Here is a 15,031-nt window from a genome sequence, read left to right on the forward strand (position 1 = left end):
CCGTGGCGGCTCGTCTCCCTCACGTTCCGCACGCATCCGGCACGGTGCGCCTCGTCGGCGCCACGCTCGTCGACGGCACCGGATGTCCGCCGCTGGCGGATTCCGAGGTCGAACTCGTCGACGGGGTCATCAGCTACGCCGGACCGCGCAGAGCCGGTCTCGAAGTCGAACGCACGATCGACCTCACCGGCGCCTTCCTGATGCCGGGCTTCGTCGACGCGCACGTGCACCTCAGCATGGTGCCCGCCGATCCCGAGACCCAGCGCTCGCGCTTCGTCGAGGAGCACGTGCTCGAGACCGCCGCCGTGCTGCGCACCACGCTGCTCGCCGGAGTGACGACCGCGCGGGATCTCGACGGCCTCACCCCCGGCTACCGCGACGCGATCGCGCGAGGCTCGGCCGTGGGCCCGCGACTGCATCTGGCCATCTCGATGCTGTCGCCTACGGGCGGCCACGCCGACCCGGTACGCCCCAATGGATCGCTGCCGGCCTGGGCCGTGCGCCCCGGAATGCCCACCCCCGGCGTCGTCGACACCGACGACGACGTCATCCGCACCGTGCGCGAGCTCATGCGCATGGGCGCCGACGCGATCAAGGTCTCGACCTCGGGCGGGGTGGGCTCGCCGACCGACGACCCGGCGGATGCGGGCCTGCCCCTGGAGCACGTGGCTCTCGTGGCCCGGCTCGTCGCCGAGCGCGGCGGCCGCCCGATCACGGCGCACGCGCTGACCGACGCGGCGGTGCGGGTTGCCGTTCTCGGCGGTGCGGCGAGCATCGAGCACGGCTACGACCTGAGCGACGAGACGATCGAGCTGATGCTGCAGCACGGCACGGTTCTCGTTCCGACTCTCAGCACTCTGATGCGAACACTCGACCCGACGACGACCTCACCCGCTGCACTCGCCGACCGCCAAGCGCGGCAGAGACGTGGCCTCGACTCGGTGCGCCGTGCCGTCGCGGCCGGAGTGCCTGTCGCGCTCGGTACCGACGCGGGAGTGCACACGCACGGGCGGAACCTCACGGAACTCGCCTGGCTCGTCGAGGTCGGCCTCGACCCGCTTGCTGCGATCCAGGCCGGCACGCTGGGTGGCGCCACGCTGCTCGGACTCGAGGAGCACATCGGCTCGATCGAGGCTGGCAAGCAGGCGGACCTGGTGGTGACCAACGTCGACCCGGTGCACGCTCTTGGTGAGCTCGCCGACTCGGCTGCCATTCGGATGGTGATTCAGGCCGGGCGCGTGGTGAAAGACCTCGACGGTCGGGTGCAGCGCGTGCCCTGAGGCGACCGACCACTGCGCTGATTGAGTAGCCGCGCGAGGAACGAGCCGGCGTATCGAAATCCCTGCAGGGTGGTCTCGATACGGCCGCTGGCGGCCTGCTCGACCAGCGCAGAGGAGTCTACTCAAGCAGCGCAGAGGAGTTGACTCCGAGAGCGCGCTCGATGGTGGCCACGACCCGTTCGGGCGCCGCGTGCGGAATCGCGTGGCTGGTGTCGACCTCGTCTAGGGTCGCGCCCATGCGGGTGGCCATGTCGCGCTGGATCTCCGGGCGCAGGTGCTTGTCGCTCGTGGCCATCAGGTACCAAGAGGGGCGTGACCGCCAGGCGGGTTCCGCGATGGTCTCGGTGAAGATCGCGTCGGCCGACACTCGGCTCTCGGAGCGACCGGCGAGGCGCACCTCCTCGGGCACGTCCCAGGCGAGCTCGCGCCATGACTCCTCGTCGGGCGCCGAGATCCACTCGCCGTCGGCGCCCCGCGTGAAGTACTTCGAGACCTCGGCCGGCTCGTAGGAACTGACGATCTGGGTCACCGACTCGCCGCTGTCGGGGGCGAACGCGGCGACGTAGACGAGGCCGATGACCCTGTCGTGCGTGCCGGCTGCGGTGATGACCGCGCCGCCGTAGGAGTGCCCGACGAGCAGCACAGGTCCGTCGACGGCGTCGATCAGCGCGCGCACGTTCGCCTCGTCGTCGTGTAACGACTGCGAGAGATTGTCGGCCACGGAGGAGGAGTAGCCGCGCTCCGCGAGCAGCGGAACGACGGACGACCAGGTGAAGGGAGTCCCGCCCATTCCGTGAACGAGGACGAGATGCGGGAGCGGTGACGTTGCCATAGCTGATCCCTGGGCTCTACGCCGGAAGCGGGAGCAGAACGGTCGGCGCTGGAGCTGCCTCGCGTCCGGCGAACGGCACCGGTTGGCAGACCATGAGGTAGTCCCCGGGCTCCACGGCAGAAAGGTCGGCGTTCTCGAGAATCACGATGCCCGCGCCGCACAGGGTCACGTGCGTCGGCCACGTTGAGGTGTGCGCGGGCGCCTCCATGGTCATGTAGTCGATGCCGGCGAACAGAACGCCCCTATCGACGAGCCACGCGGCACCGTCTGGCCCCAGCCCGACCCACGTCTCGGACTTCTCCGACCGGGTCAGCGCGTCTGTCGAGTTGCGCGTGCGGAAGAGCACTCGCGCCGCGCCCTCCGCTCCGGCCGCGGCGAGGTCGGCCGTGCTGATCTCCTCGACGACATGGCGCAGATCGAGCACCCGCACCGGGCCTACGACGCTGTCGAGCGCGATCTGGTCGACGGTGGTGCTGCCCGGCACAAAGTGCGAGGGCGCGTCGACGTGGGTTCCGGTGTGCGCTCCGATGAGCCAGCGAGAGACGTCGGATGCGTAGCCGTCGGCGATCTGCTCGACCATCTCGAACGTGGGGCGTCGGCCCCAGTGCAGCATCTCGCCGTGGATGGGGATGTTGATGTCGATCGCGTCGGTCATGTCTGCCTCCGGCTCGGGGACCATAGAATGGATTCGGTTTAGTCAATATTGTATCCAATTGCGAGACAAGGCCGCCAGCGTCGAAAGGGCCCGATGATCTGCAGTGTGAGCGATTTCGCCCAGCCCTTCGCCCTCGGGGGCACGCCTCGCCGAGTGATTCCTCTCGTGCTGGGCTACGAGCCGATCGCCGAGTCGATGTCGTTGCGTGGCGGAGACCCGTCGCGCTTTCTGCTCGAGCCCGTCACTGGCGCGATCGTCGTCTACGACGACGGGTGGGCGCTGGTCGACGGGGGCTTCGATCTCGACGCCGTTCGCGATCCTCTTCTTCGCGCAGCCCGCTACGACTACGAGAGCTACACGGCCGTCGTGCCGCCAGGCGATGCCCTGGCCGAGGGAGTCGCTGCGGCGGGCCTCGAGTGGAGCGACCTCGCATTCTGCGCGATCTCGCACGTGCACCTCGACCACACGGGAGCCCTGCGCTTGGTGCCCGGGGGCACTCCCGTCGCCCTGCAGCGCCGCGAGTGGCAGTGGCTCACGAGCGGAATCGGACGCCGCGAGGTCGTCGTGCCCAGCGACATCCTGGAGCGCGATCTCGACGTGAGGCTGCTCGACGGCGATACCGTTCTGGCACCGGGATTCACCGCCCTCGACACTCGCGGCCACACCCCGGGCCACCAGTCCTTCCGCATCGATCTGCCCGGGCGCTCGATCGTGCTCGCCTGTGATGCGGCCGATCTCGAGCGAAACCTGATCGAACGCATCCCCTGCGGGTGGACCGCCGTGCCGGGCGACGAAGAACAGGCCGCCCGCTCGCTCGAGCGCCTGGCCGATCTCACGGCCGAACGGGGCGTCGAGGTCTGGCCCGGTCACGACCCCGCATTCAGAGAGTGGATGCGCTGAGCGCGGTCACAGCCTCTGCCTCATCGCGGGCCGCGGCGATCTCGGCCGACGACAGGCCGAGTACCCGCAGGCATGACGTGGCGATCGTCGTGTCGTCGTCTTCGGGCATGGCCGCCGTGCCGCCGTCGCGACGCAGCCGGATCACGAGCTCGGCGAGCTGAATCAGGATGGCGCCGATGCGGTCTTCGCCTATCGTCGCGGCCACGTCGGGGTGTGCTGCGGCGACGCCGAGTCGGCCGTAGCTCGCCCGCAGCTGCTCGCGCTCGATGCGGAACGCGTCGTAGCGCGACTCCTGGATCTCGGGAAGCAGATAGAGCGTGCCGATGTTGTGCGGAGTCTGCCGCAGGGTGCGCGCGTCGATGCTGGCCAGAGCGAACAGCGCGCCCGCCGGCGTGATCTCGTCGGGCACGCGTTCCTCGATGCGCTGCACGAACTCGATACTCGGTCGCACCGATCCGCTGAGCAGCTCGGCGAGAATCTCGTCTTTGCCGGCGAAGTGGTAGTAGAGCGACTGTTGCCGGATGCCCACGCGGTCGGCGATCGCGCGCGTCGACGACCCCGAGAATCCGGTCTCCGAGAACAGCGCCGCCGCCGCGTCGAGGATCTGCTCGCGCGCACTCAGGGCGGAATTCTGCTTGGGCGCGCTGGCCCGGGGCCTGCCGGCCTTGCCCGACGTCGTGACAGAACTCATACGACCCATGCTCTCACTCGCCGGGCGCAGAGGTCATTCGCCTGCTCTTGATCGTTGCCACGCCACCCATCCTCCGTGGGCGCTGATGTTCTCGGCGCCCTCGGTCGCGACGGGTTCGCAGAGAAAACCCGACACAGAGCCGCCGTCGGCCAGCCTGACCTGCCCGATCGTCATCGGCGCGGGCAGGGCCGCGACGAAGGTCCCGAATCCGGATGCCGGCAGCGACCAGATCTCGCCGGCCACGGATGCTCCGCCGCCGGCCACCCGAAGCAGGCCGGGCTTGGGCGGAACGGTGTCGAGGGCGAAGAGCGCGTAGTCGGCGCTGGTCGTGACGCTGCGCACGAACGAGCCGCCGGCCGCGATGAGCTGGTGGTTGAGGGGCTGATCGGTGAGATGAGCGCCCACCACGAGGATCTCGATCGACGGAGAGAGCAGGCGCTGCGCCAACTGGTGCACGGCTAGATCGTGGAAGGCCGGGGCGGTGATCATCACACCGAAGGGCAGGCCGTCGACGACACCGGCGGGCACCGCGGTCGAGGCCATGTCGAGCAGATTGGCGTAGTTCGTGTAGCGCCCCATGCGGCTGTTGCCGCCGATCGGGTCGGCGGCGATCTCGGCGAGGGTCGGATGCCACGTGGTGGTCGGGGTGAGCAGGGCATCGCACCCGGCGAGCGCGGCTCGAGCGACGGCGCCCAGGCGGTCGAGCTGCTCGCGATCGCGGTAGAGCTCGACGGCCGTGCGGTCGGCTCCGCCGAGCACGATCGTCGAGACCGAGGGGTCGAGGTCGGTTCCGATGAGCTCGCGGTGCGCGTCGATGTGCTCGCCGACGGCCGCGTAGCGCTCGGCCACGAACGACGACTCGTAGAGCATCCGTGCCGCCTGCAGCAGCGGAGCTATGTCGACCTCGACGATCTCCACACCGGTGGCCGCGAGGCGACCCGCCGCGGCGTGGAACGCGTCGGCCCATCCCGGGGCGAGGCCATCCAGATGCTCGGCGGTCGGGATGCCGACGCGCGGGCGTGGGGGAAGCGCGGTCGCGGTGGCGCGCGCGGCCTCGGCGAGTGTGCGCTCCAAGGGGTCGATGCCGTCGGGTCCGGCGAGCAGCTCGGCCGTGTTGTAGGCGAGCCCGACCTCGCGGGCGAAGACGGTGACGCAGTCGAGGGTGCGGCAGGCGGGCACGACGCCCGTGGTCGGGATGCGGCCGCGGGTGAGCTTGACGCCGACGATGCCGTTGAGCGCGGCGGGCACGCGGCCCGAGCCGGCGGTATCGGTGCCGAGCGCGACATCCACGATGCCCAGCGCGACGGCCACGGCTGATCCCGAGCTGGAGCCGCCCGAGATGCGGTCGGGTCGCCACGCGTTGCGTACGGCGCCGAAGGGGCTGCGGGTGCCGACGAGCCCGGTGGCGAACTGGTCGAGGTTGGTCTTGCCGATGATTACCGAGCCGGCCTCGCGAAGGCGGCTGACGGCGGTCGAGTCCGCATCCGGGCGGTAGCGGTAGCTCGGCGCGGCTGCCGTCGTGTCGAAGCCGGCCGCGTCGATGTTGTCTTTGACCCCGGCCACGGTTCCGGCCAGCGGCAGAACCTCACCCGCTGCGACGCGAGCGTCGATCGACGCGGCCTCGTCGAGCGCATCCTGCTCGTCGCGCAGGCTGATCCAGATCTCCGGCCGATCCACGGCGCGGATGCGCTGGTAAGCGGCGGCGACCCTGTCGACGGCGGTGCTGGTGGGTGTCATGCTGCTGCTCCAATAATCGAGATGAGAATCTGGCCGGGCGAGACCTGGTCTCCGGGACGCACGTGGATCTCGCCCACGACGCCGTCGGATGCGGCGACGACCGCCGATTCCATCTTCATCGCTTCGAGGGCCATGAGCTTCTGCCCAGCACTCACCGTCTGGCCCGGCTCGACGCCGATCTGCCACACGGTCGAGGTGAAGGGAGCTGCCACTCCCACCGAGCCCTCGGCGACGACGACGGCGTCGGCTGGCGCGGCAACCTTCTCGTCGGGCCGCACATCGAATTCACCGGATGCGCGCCAGCGATCCTTCTCCTCGCTGAACGCGCGGGCCTGGGTCTCGCGGAAGTCGGCGATCGAGCCGGCGTTCTCGGCGAGGAAGCGCTGGTAGTCCGCGATCGCGAACGTTCCCTCTTCGGTCTCGTAGTGCCCACGGCCGGCATCGGTCTCGGCGCGCAGCTCGAGCAGCTCGTCGGCGCCGACCGGGTACCACTCGATGCGGTCGAAGAAGCGCAGCGCCCACGGGTTCTCCTGGAACAGGCCGCCGCGGCGGAACCTGTTCCAGACCTGCACGGTGCGGCCGACGAACTGGTAGCCGCCCGGCCCCTCCATGCCGTAGATGCACATGTAGGCGCCGCCGATGCCGACCGAGTTCTCTGCCGTCCACGTGCGAGCGGGGTTGTACTTGGTGGTCACGAGCCGGTGCCGCGGGTCGAGCGGCGTGGCCACGGGGGCGCCGAGGTAGACGTCTCCGAGTCCGAGCACCAGGTAGGTGGCGTCGAACACGGTCTTCATGACGTCGTCGACCGAGTCGAGGCCGTTGATGCGGCGAATGAAGTCGATGTTCGACGGGGTCCACGGCGCATCGGCGCGCACACCGTTCATGTAGCGCTCGATGGCGAGATGCGTGGCCGGGTCGTCCCACGACAGCGGCAGGCGCACCGTGCGCGAGGGCACGACCAGCTCGTGCGTTGCCGGGATGTCGTTCTCCAGTTCGCGCAGCAGGCCCGCCAGCGCGGTGGCCTTCAGCTCGGAGGAGTCGGTGTGGATCTGCAGCGAGCGGATGCCGGGGGTCAGCTCGAGCACGCCGCGGGGCGACTCGCTCTGCAGTCTCTCCATGAGCGCGTGCACGCGCATCCGCAACCCGAGATCGAGCGTGAGGTCGCCGTACTCGACGAGCAGGTTGTCGTCGCCGTCGCGGCGATACGTCACCGACGGCCGCGCCTCGGTTGCCGCGAGCCGATCGATCACGCCGTCGTCGCCGTCGCCGCCCGAACTCCTGACGCTGAACGAGGCGCGGTCGGCGTCGAGGGCGGCCGCGTCGGCCTCGCGCACGGGAACGAAGTGGATCGTGTCTCCGGGGCGCAGCTGGCCGAGCTTCCACAGTTCGCCGCTGGCGACCACGGCCGGGCAGACGAAGCCGCCGAGGCTGGGGCCGTCAGGGCCGAGGATGATCGGGGTGTCGCCGGTGAAGTCGATGGCGCCCACGGCGTAGGGGTTGTCGTGGATGTTCGACGGGTGCAGGCCCGCTTCGCCGCCGTCTTCGCGCGCCCACTCGGGCCGCGGCCCATCGAGCCGCACGCCGGTTCGGGCGGAGTTGTAGTGCACCGTGTAGTCGGTCGCATAGAAGACGTTCAGATCGGCGCGCGTGAAGAAGTCGGGGGCGCCGTGCGGCCCCTCCGTCACACCGATCTGCCAGGTCGTGGTCAGCGCGGGACGACGCTCGGCGGGGGTCGGGCCGCCGACCAGCGACAGGCGTGTGCCGCTCGCGAATGCCGGATGCGCGGCATCCGAATCGGGCGAGCCTGGTCGCAGCACGTCGCCGGGTAGCAGGGCGCGGCCGGCGTGCCCGCCGAACTTGCCGAGCGTGAAGGTGGACGCGCTGCCGAGATAAAGGGGAACGTCGATGCCGCCGCGCACGGCGAGATAGGCGCGCTGGCCCGGGCCGTGCAGGGTGCCGATGGCGAGCACGCTGCCCGCGGCGGCCTCGACCGGCTCCCAGAAGGGCACCTCGACTCCGTCGAGGGTGGCGGATGCCGGTGCGCCGGTCAGGGCGATCAGGCTCGGCGCGCTGAATCGCAGGGTCGGGCCGGTGGCGGTGATCTCGAGCGCGGGCGCTCCCGCGGGGTTGCCGACGGCGAGGTTCGCCTCCGAGAACGAGACGGAGTCCATGGGGCCGCTCGGCGGCACGCCGATCTGCCAGTATCCGGTGCGCCCGGGCAGATCCTGCACCGTCGTCATCGCTCCGGCATCCAGAACATCGATGCGGGGGTCGGGGTCTGCGGTCTGATCGAGGGTGGAGGTCGAGTGCACGGCGGCGCGCAGCCCGGTCTCGTCGGTGAGTGAGCGCAGCAGGCCGAGGTTGGTGACGACGCCGTCGACGCGGCTGGCATCGAGTCCCTCGCGCAGCAGGTCGAGCGCGGCGTCGCGACTGGGAGCGGCGGCGATGACCTTCGCCAGCATGGGGTCGTAGTAGGGCGAGACCTCGAGCCCGGTCTCGATCCAGCCGTCGACGCGCACGCCGCTGAGCTCGGCGCTGCCGAAGCCGGGGAACGCCGCGTGGGTGACGAGTCCCGAGCTGGGCAGGCCGTTCTTGTCGGGATCTTCGGCGTACACGCGGGCCTCGAAGGCGTGGCCGTTCGGCTCGAACGGTGTCGTGAAGATCGCCGGGTCGATGCCGTCGGCGCCGTCGCGGGCGAGGCGCAGCATCATGGCCACGAGGTCGACGCCGTAGACCTCTTCGGTGACCGGGTGCTCGACCTGCAGGCGGGTGTTCACCTCGAGAAAAGAGGCCTCTTCACGCACCGGGTCGTAGACGAACTCGACCGTGCCGGCCGAGCGGTAGTCGACGGATGCCGCAAGCTGTCGGGCGGAATCGTGCAGTTGCCGCCGCACGGCATCCGGAAGCGCGGGAGCCGGCGCCTCTTCGATGACCTTCTGGTTGCGTCGCTGCAGAGAGCAGTCGCGGTCGCCGATCACGGCGACGCGGCCGTCGCCGGCGCCGAAGAGCTGCACCTCGACGTGGCGGGCCGGGCGCACGAGGCGCTCGAGAAACACTCCGGCCGAGCCGAAGTTCTTCTCGCCGAGGCGGGCGACCCGGTCGTAGGCCTCGCGCACCTCGTCGATGCTCGTGCAGGCCTGCATGCCGATTCCGCCGCCGCCCCCCGTGGCCTTGAGCATCACGGGCAGGCCGATGCGTTCGGCCTCGGCGACGGCCTCGTCGGCGGAGGAGAGAAGCCCGGTGCCGGCGAGCATGGGCACTCCGGCGCGGGCGGCCAGCTCTCTGGCCGTGTGCTTCTCGCCGAACGAGGCGATCTGCCCGGCAGTGGGGCCGATGAAGCTCATGCCGGCGGCCTCGATGCGGCGGGCGAAGTCGAGGTTCTCAGAGAGAAAGCCGTAACCGGGGTGGATCGCGCCCACGCCCAGTCGCTCGGAGACCTCGAGGATCGTGTCGATGTCGAGGTACGACTCCTTGGCGGGGGCCGGCCCGAGCCGCACGGCCTCGTCGGCCTCGCGCACATGGGGAGCGGCGCGGTCGGCGTCGGAGTAGACCGCCACCGTTCTAAGGCCGAGGGTGCGAGCCGAGCGGATGATGCGGCGCGCGATCTCGCCGCGGTTGGCGATGAGCAGGGTGTCGAAGGCGGGGGTCATGCGTGGTTCTCTTTCGTCGCGAGCGCTGGGCTGGTCACGATCATTCGCAGCGGAGTGCAGTTGAAGTCGTTGCAGGGGTTGTTCATCTGCGGGCAGTTCGAGACGATCACGAGCACGTCCATCTCGGCTCGCAGCGCCACGCGCTTGCCGGGGGCAGACATGCCGTCGACGATGCCGAGGGTGCCGTCGGCCTCGACCGGCACGTTCATGAACCAGTTGATGTTCGAGACGAGGTCGCGGGCACCCAGACCGTGCCGCGCGGCTTCGGCGAGGAAGTTCTCTCGGCAGCCGTGCTGGTGCTCGGTGTGAAAGCCGTAGCGCAGCGTGTTCGACTCCTTGGAGCAGGCGCCGCCGATCGTGTCTTGGCGGTCGATCTCGTTGCCGGTCACGGTCATCAGCGGGCGGCCGAGGTTCGAGCGCAGGATCGACCCCTCCCTGAGGTAGGCGTTCTGCTGCCAGGCGAGGGTGTCTGGCGTCGAGTAGCGCTCGTCTGTATCGTGCGCGTTGTAGATCAGGAAGTCTGCGGACTGGTTGCCACCGACATCCACGATCGTGAGGGTCTGGCCGGCGAGGAGTCGAGCCGACCAGGGGGCGAGCGGTGCGACGGTCTCGTCGAGCACGATCGCGTGGGAGTCGGCGTCGGAGTCGGCGTCGGTGTTGCTCGCGAGTGGGCCGTTCGGGTCGAGGATAGTGTCCACTGAGTAGTGGGCGCCGACCGGAACCGTCGTCTCGATGACGCGGTCGCCCACGGTGTGGGTGGTGGTGGGTGTGGTGGTCACAGTCCTCGGGCCTCCGCGTAGTCGATCGAGTTGAGGTAGGCGCGATTCACCTCGGGCGTCGCGGTGAACTGCGGGTTTCCCACAAGCGTCGGGTCTCCCGGCCAAGCGTGCACGCGGAGGGGCCCGACCAAGTAGTCGTCTGCCGGGTCGAGCGGATGCGGCACGTTGACGATCAGCACGAGCAGGGGAAGTTCGGCCACGAGCTCGACGTGCGTGCCCTCGCCGGCGCTTCCCGTGAACGTGAGCCCGCCATCCGCCTCGACGTGCACGCCCTGAAAGAACGAGACGCTGGGCGGCAGGTCGCGCCCGGTGAGTCCGTGCTTGGCGGCGGCGAGGAGAAAGCGCGAGCGGCCGGATGGCGACGGTCCCTCGGGCGCTGCCGATCCGTACTTCGCCGTCGCGGATTCGTCGGTGCTGGTGCCGCAGAAGGTGTCGTGCCGACCGGAGGTGTCGGCGGTGATGGTCGCCAGCGCCCTTCCGTCTCCCGAGAGCAGCGGATGACCCGTGCTGAGGTACGCCTGCCATGGGATCTTGATCGTGTCGGCGACGTTGAGCCGCTCGTTCGTCTCGAGCGCGTTGTACAGAATGACGTGGGCGCAGGCGCTGCCCGTCGGGTCATCGAGACGCAGCCGGGTGCCGCGCGCGACGACCCGATGGGTGTAGCCGCCGGGCGCCACCGTCTCGGCCCAGGTCAGGCTGTCGCGATCGACCCCGTCTGGCACCACCGGCGACGTGGATGCCGGCCGGTAGGGCATGTAGTCGGCGGTGCGGGCGGCCTGGGCTCGGGCATCGGCCCGGGCCGCCAGCACGCTGTCGGTCTGGTGCTCGTCGGCTATCGAGGTCATCGGTGGTGCTCTCTTTCGGGTGGTGCGGGGTGCAGTCGGGCCGCGTCACGGCATCCGTGTGACGCGGCCCAGGCGGTGGGTCTAGGCGGCGGGTCTAGGCGGCGGGTCTACTCGGTGGGTCTAGGCGATCGGGCTAGGCGATCGTTGCGACCGCGCCGGCTTCCGCGGGCGCGCCGCTCGGCCTCGCCGACGTCGGCAGGTGGCCCAGGCTGATGGCGCCGTGCCGGGTGTGAGCGTGCCGGTGAACGAGGAAGCCGACGACGAGGGTCGCGCCGATGAAGAGCAGGGCGCTCCACTGCAGCCACCAGGTCTCGCCAGTGAGGTCGTAGATCTCGGCCCGGGGCCAGACCAGGTTGATGACCATGCCGATCTGATACGCGACGGCGATGATGTTCACCGGAAGGCCCCACTTGCCCAGGCTAAACAGCGGCTTGCCCGTCTCGTCGACGCCGGGCGGAAAGCCCTGGTCGGGTGCTTTGAGACGGCGAACGAGCAGCGGCACCGTGACGCCGAGGTAGGCCAGGTAGAGCATCGCGATGCAGAGGCTCGAGAGTGCGGTGAAGATGGCGGCCTGTCCGAAGTTGACCGCCAGGGCGAGGGCTGCGCCGACGCCGATGACGACGCTCGTGGCGATGGGAGTTCCCGTGCGGGGCGACACCGCGGCGAGCGTGCGCCAGAACGGCAGGGCGCGCTCGCGGGCCATCGAGAACATCATGCGCGAGCCGGATGTCTGCACCGCCAGGGTGCAGGCGAACACGGCGACCGCGACGGCCACGAGTAGCAGTCGACCGAAGACCGGGCCGAGGCGCTCGGTCACGACGTAGGCGATGCCACCGCCAGCGAGGCTGCCGTCGGTCAGGCTCGGGGCCGCGACCAGGGCGGCAATGATCAGCAGCGCACCGCCGAGGCCCGACACCACGACCGCGCGAATGATCGTCTTGGGGATCGTCTTGCGCGGAGCGTGCGTCTCTTCGGAGAGTTCGCCGGCCGAGTCGAAGCCCACGAGCACATAGGCGGCCATCAGCGACGAGGCGAGGAAAGCCCAGATGTAGGGGGAGTCCGAGGGGGCGGTGCCCTCGGTCGTGAAGACCACCGACGGGCTGCGAGCGGGAAGCAGCAGCAGGGCGGTGACCAGCACCGCCACGCCGACGATCTCGATCAGCACGCCGACGCTCGTGGCGAGGGCCATGATGCGCACGCTGAGGATGTTGACGACGGTGGTGATGACCAGCAGGATCACGCCGAGCAGCACGGCGTTCTGGGCGCCGGTTGGTGAGGTGAGCGTAGGGTCTGCGGTGGGGCCGCCGACGATCTGGAACCCGTCCCAGATGGCGGGCAGGACTGCCTGCACCGCGATGGCGGCGACCGCGACGGTGAGCGTCTGCGCCACGATCATGACCCAGCCGGTGAACCAGCCGAAGGTCGTTCCCGCGAGGCGGCTGGCCCACTGGAAGATCGAGCCAGCAATCGGCCAGCGCGCGGCGAGCTGGGCGAAGTTGAGTGCCACCAGAAGCTGGCCGGCGAACACCAGGGGCCAGGTCCAGAAGAAGGCGGCTCCGCCGAGGCCGAAGCCCAGCCCGAACAGCTGAAAGACCGTCGTGAGGATCGAGACGAACGAGAAGCCTGCGGCGAACGAGGCGAAGGAACCGACACCGCGGTGCAGTTCCTGGCGGTAGAGCTTGTGGTTCTGGTGGGCTGGAGCGAGGTGGATCGGGGATGGTTCCGGGGCACTCATGGGCGCGACCTTCCGCGGACAGGGACTCGAATACCTGTCGATTGACAGGTGATGCTCCCATGCTGTGCGACGGCAGTTGCGCGCCGGTTTCGCGGTTGTTAAATTCAGGTTTCGCGGTGGTCGTTCATGTTTCCGGCGAGTGCCAGCTTGCTGAAAGCGCCCTTAGTGGGTGATCGCGCATCCGGTGCCGGCGCGCTCGCCCGCTCGGCGTCCTGCGCGCTGATCGAGTAGCGGCGCGACGAAGGAGCCCGCGTATCGAGATCACCGTCGACGTGGTCTCGATACGGCCGCGGGCGGCCTACTCGACCAGCGAGCAGCTGTTTCCCTGCTCGAGGTGTGACCGCCGAGGTGTGAGAAATGGCCCTTCATTCAGCTCGCGAAGGGCGATTCCTCACACCTCGCGGCGTCGCGCGACGATGGCCGCGTGCGGTCGGGTGTTCGGCGAGGTGCGGGTGTGCGTCTCGATCACCTCGAATCCGGATGCGCGCAGCCGCTCGCCGAGTTCGGCCGTCGGCCAGCGGTAGGCCGTCGTCACGGCGTGGTCGAAGGACTCGATCACTGGCCCCTCGAAGAACCCCGCCAGCAGGAGCCCGCCCGGCCGCAGCACGCGCGCGATCTCGTCGACGGCCGAGCGGATCGCATCCGGAGTGTGGTGGATCAACGAGTACCAGGCGAGCACCCCGCCGAGCGAGGCGTCGGATGCGTCGAGCGCCTCGACGCTTCCCGTCGCGAATCGCACGTCGGGGTATGTGGCGCGAGCGTGCTCGACGAACGCGGGCGTGAGGTCGACGCCGCGAATGTCGAGGCCGCGTTGGGCGAGGAAGTTCGTCCAGTGGCCGGGGCCGCATCCGACGTCGACAGCGGGTCCGTCGATCTGAGCGCCCCAGCTTGCGATGAGCGCTGCGTCCGAGGGGTGCATTGCCTCGACCGATCCGAGGAGTTCGATGTACTCGGCCGCCCGAGCGGAGTACGCATCGGCAATCTCGATGGTGGGGAGCTCGCCAGTCATGACTCCAGCCTGTCACGCTGCGCGGTTGTGGCACGCTGGCCACATGAACAGAACGCCTGCGGCCGCATCGTCCAACCCGCTCGCATCCACGGCTCTCGTCGCGGGTTGCGGGTCTGCTCTGTTCGCCCTTCTCGCACTGTTCTCGGGATTCGGCACGATCGCGGGAGCGTTTGCCGTCCTTCAGGGGATCGCGGCGGTGATCTTCGGTCTTCGCGCGCTTCGCTTGGCGGCTCGCGGCGCAGCTGGAACGGCGCAGGCGCGGATCGGCACCATTCTCGGAACGGCCGGAATCATCGTGCCGCTCGTGTTGGTGTTCATCGCCACCCGAATGGTCTGACCCTGACATGATCCGCGCGAAGGCCGACAATGCGCATCCATTGTCGCCCAGATGCTCTCATTCACCCTCGAGAGAGCATGTGGCGACGAATGGATGAGCTCCGCCGACGCGCAGGCGCTCTGGAATTCAGAGTTGCTATTCAATAGCTAGCGGCGTACTGTGAGGCGCATGACCCCGAAGCCCGCCGCCGCTGCCCATGACCTGCACACCTGCGATGCCGCCGTGAGCCTGGCGTTCAGCATTCTGGGCAAGCGGTGGAACGGCATGCTGCTCTCCACGCTCGGCAATGGACCGCTCTCATTCGCGGCGCTCAAGCGCGGTGTTCCGGGAATCAGCGACGCCATGCTCTCCGACCGCCTCACCGGGCTGGCCGAGGTCAATCTCCTCACGCGAAGCGTCGACGCCGGGCCGCCGATCGCCGTCACCTACACGCTCACGCCGCAGGGCGAGCAGCTCCTGCCCCTGCTCGAGCAGCTCGGCCAGTGGGCCGCCAGCAACCTCGAGCGCCCCGCCGAAGAACGGCCCCAAGAACGCCCGGCCGCCGCGCGTCAAGGCACAGCTCCCGCAGAAAAGAACTGATC

13 protein-coding genes are annotated in these 15,031 nt (G+C 69.5%); 4 read left to right on the forward strand and 9 right to left on the reverse strand.

The features are described from left to right. Positions 1–2 precede the first annotated feature (2 nt). Complete coding sequence (locus CCK87_RS10160; protein ID WP_086461352.1) at positions 3–1,280, forward strand: amidohydrolase family protein; 1,278 nt, start codon at positions 3–5, stop codon at positions 1,278–1,280. A gap of 118 nt (positions 1,281–1,398) precedes the next feature. Here the strand turns inward: CCK87_RS10160 and CCK87_RS10165 are convergent, their stop codons facing one another. Beyond that, positions 1,399–2,112, reverse strand: a complete 714-nt coding sequence (locus CCK87_RS10165; protein WP_086461353.1) for an alpha/beta hydrolase — start codon at positions 2,110–2,112, stop codon at positions 1,399–1,401. 16 nt (positions 2,113–2,128) lie between these two features. Continuing rightward, positions 2,129–2,767 (reverse strand): cyclase family protein, encoded by a 639-nt coding sequence (locus CCK87_RS10170; RefSeq protein WP_086461974.1) that lies wholly within the window; start codon positions 2,765–2,767, stop codon positions 2,129–2,131. Between the two features lie 105 nt (positions 2,768–2,872). Here CCK87_RS10170 and CCK87_RS10175 point away from each other — a divergent pair, with 105 nt between their 5' ends. Further along, a complete protein-coding gene (locus tag CCK87_RS10175; protein ID WP_170927238.1) occupies positions 2,873–3,667 on the forward strand; it encodes an N-acyl homoserine lactonase family protein in 795 nt (264 codons plus the stop codon). Here the strand turns inward: CCK87_RS10175 and CCK87_RS10180 are convergent. From CCK87_RS10180 to CCK87_RS10210, 7 genes are all read right to left on the reverse strand, one after another. Then, positions 3,648–4,358 carry a TetR/AcrR family transcriptional regulator gene (locus tag CCK87_RS10180; protein WP_212638212.1) on the reverse strand — a complete coding sequence of 237 codons (711 nt, stop codon included), beginning with the start codon at positions 4,356–4,358 and terminating at the stop codon, positions 3,648–3,650. The two genes, CCK87_RS10175 and CCK87_RS10180, sit on opposite strands and share 20 nt — an antisense overlap. Positions 4,359–4,391: 33 nt before the next feature. Continuing rightward, positions 4,392–6,095: an allophanate hydrolase gene (locus CCK87_RS10185; RefSeq protein ID WP_086461356.1), complete on the reverse strand. Its 1,704-nt coding sequence runs from the start codon at positions 6,093–6,095 to the stop codon at positions 4,392–4,394. Then, positions 6,092–9,745, reverse strand: a complete 3,654-nt coding sequence (gene uca / locus CCK87_RS10190; protein WP_086461357.1) for an urea carboxylase — start codon at positions 9,743–9,745, stop codon at positions 6,092–6,094. The genes CCK87_RS10185 and uca overlap by 4 nt, the downstream gene beginning before the upstream one ends. Continuing rightward, positions 9,742–10,368, reverse strand: coding sequence for an urea amidolyase associated protein UAAP2 (locus CCK87_RS10195; protein ID WP_249273898.1), 627 nt, complete (start codon positions 10,366–10,368; stop codon positions 9,742–9,744). Before CCK87_RS10195 ends, uca begins: the two co-directional genes overlap by 4 nt. Positions 10,369–10,520: 152 nt before the next feature. Further along, the gene (locus tag CCK87_RS10200) at positions 10,521–11,369 is read right to left on the reverse strand and encodes an urea amidolyase associated protein UAAP1 (protein WP_086461359.1); all 849 of its coding nucleotides are present in this window, start codon (positions 11,367–11,369) and stop codon (positions 10,521–10,523) included. A 133-nt stretch (positions 11,370–11,502) separates the two neighbouring features. Next, positions 11,503–13,104: an APC family permease gene (locus tag CCK87_RS10205; protein WP_086461360.1), complete on the reverse strand. Its 1,602-nt coding sequence runs from the start codon at positions 13,102–13,104 to the stop codon at positions 11,503–11,505. A 391-nt stretch (positions 13,105–13,495) separates the two neighbouring features. Next, positions 13,496–14,113, reverse strand: coding sequence for a class I SAM-dependent methyltransferase (locus CCK87_RS10210; RefSeq protein ID WP_086461361.1), 618 nt, complete (start codon positions 14,111–14,113; stop codon positions 13,496–13,498). A 43-nt stretch (positions 14,114–14,156) separates the two neighbouring features. Here CCK87_RS10210 and CCK87_RS10215 point away from each other — a divergent pair, with 43 nt between their 5' ends. Further along, complete coding sequence (locus CCK87_RS10215) at positions 14,157–14,450, forward strand: hypothetical protein (RefSeq protein WP_086461362.1); 294 nt, start codon at positions 14,157–14,159, stop codon at positions 14,448–14,450. A 168-nt stretch (positions 14,451–14,618) separates the two neighbouring features. Beyond that, positions 14,619–15,029 carry a helix-turn-helix domain-containing protein gene (locus CCK87_RS10220; protein WP_086461363.1) on the forward strand — a complete coding sequence of 137 codons (411 nt, stop codon included), beginning with the start codon at positions 14,619–14,621 and terminating at the stop codon, positions 15,027–15,029. The last annotated feature ends 2 nt before the right edge of the window (positions 15,030–15,031 follow it).

This window comes from Agreia sp. VKM Ac-1783, from assembly GCF_900177765.1.
Taxonomy (GTDB): Bacteria; Actinomycetota; Actinomycetes; order Actinomycetales; family Microbacteriaceae; genus Agreia.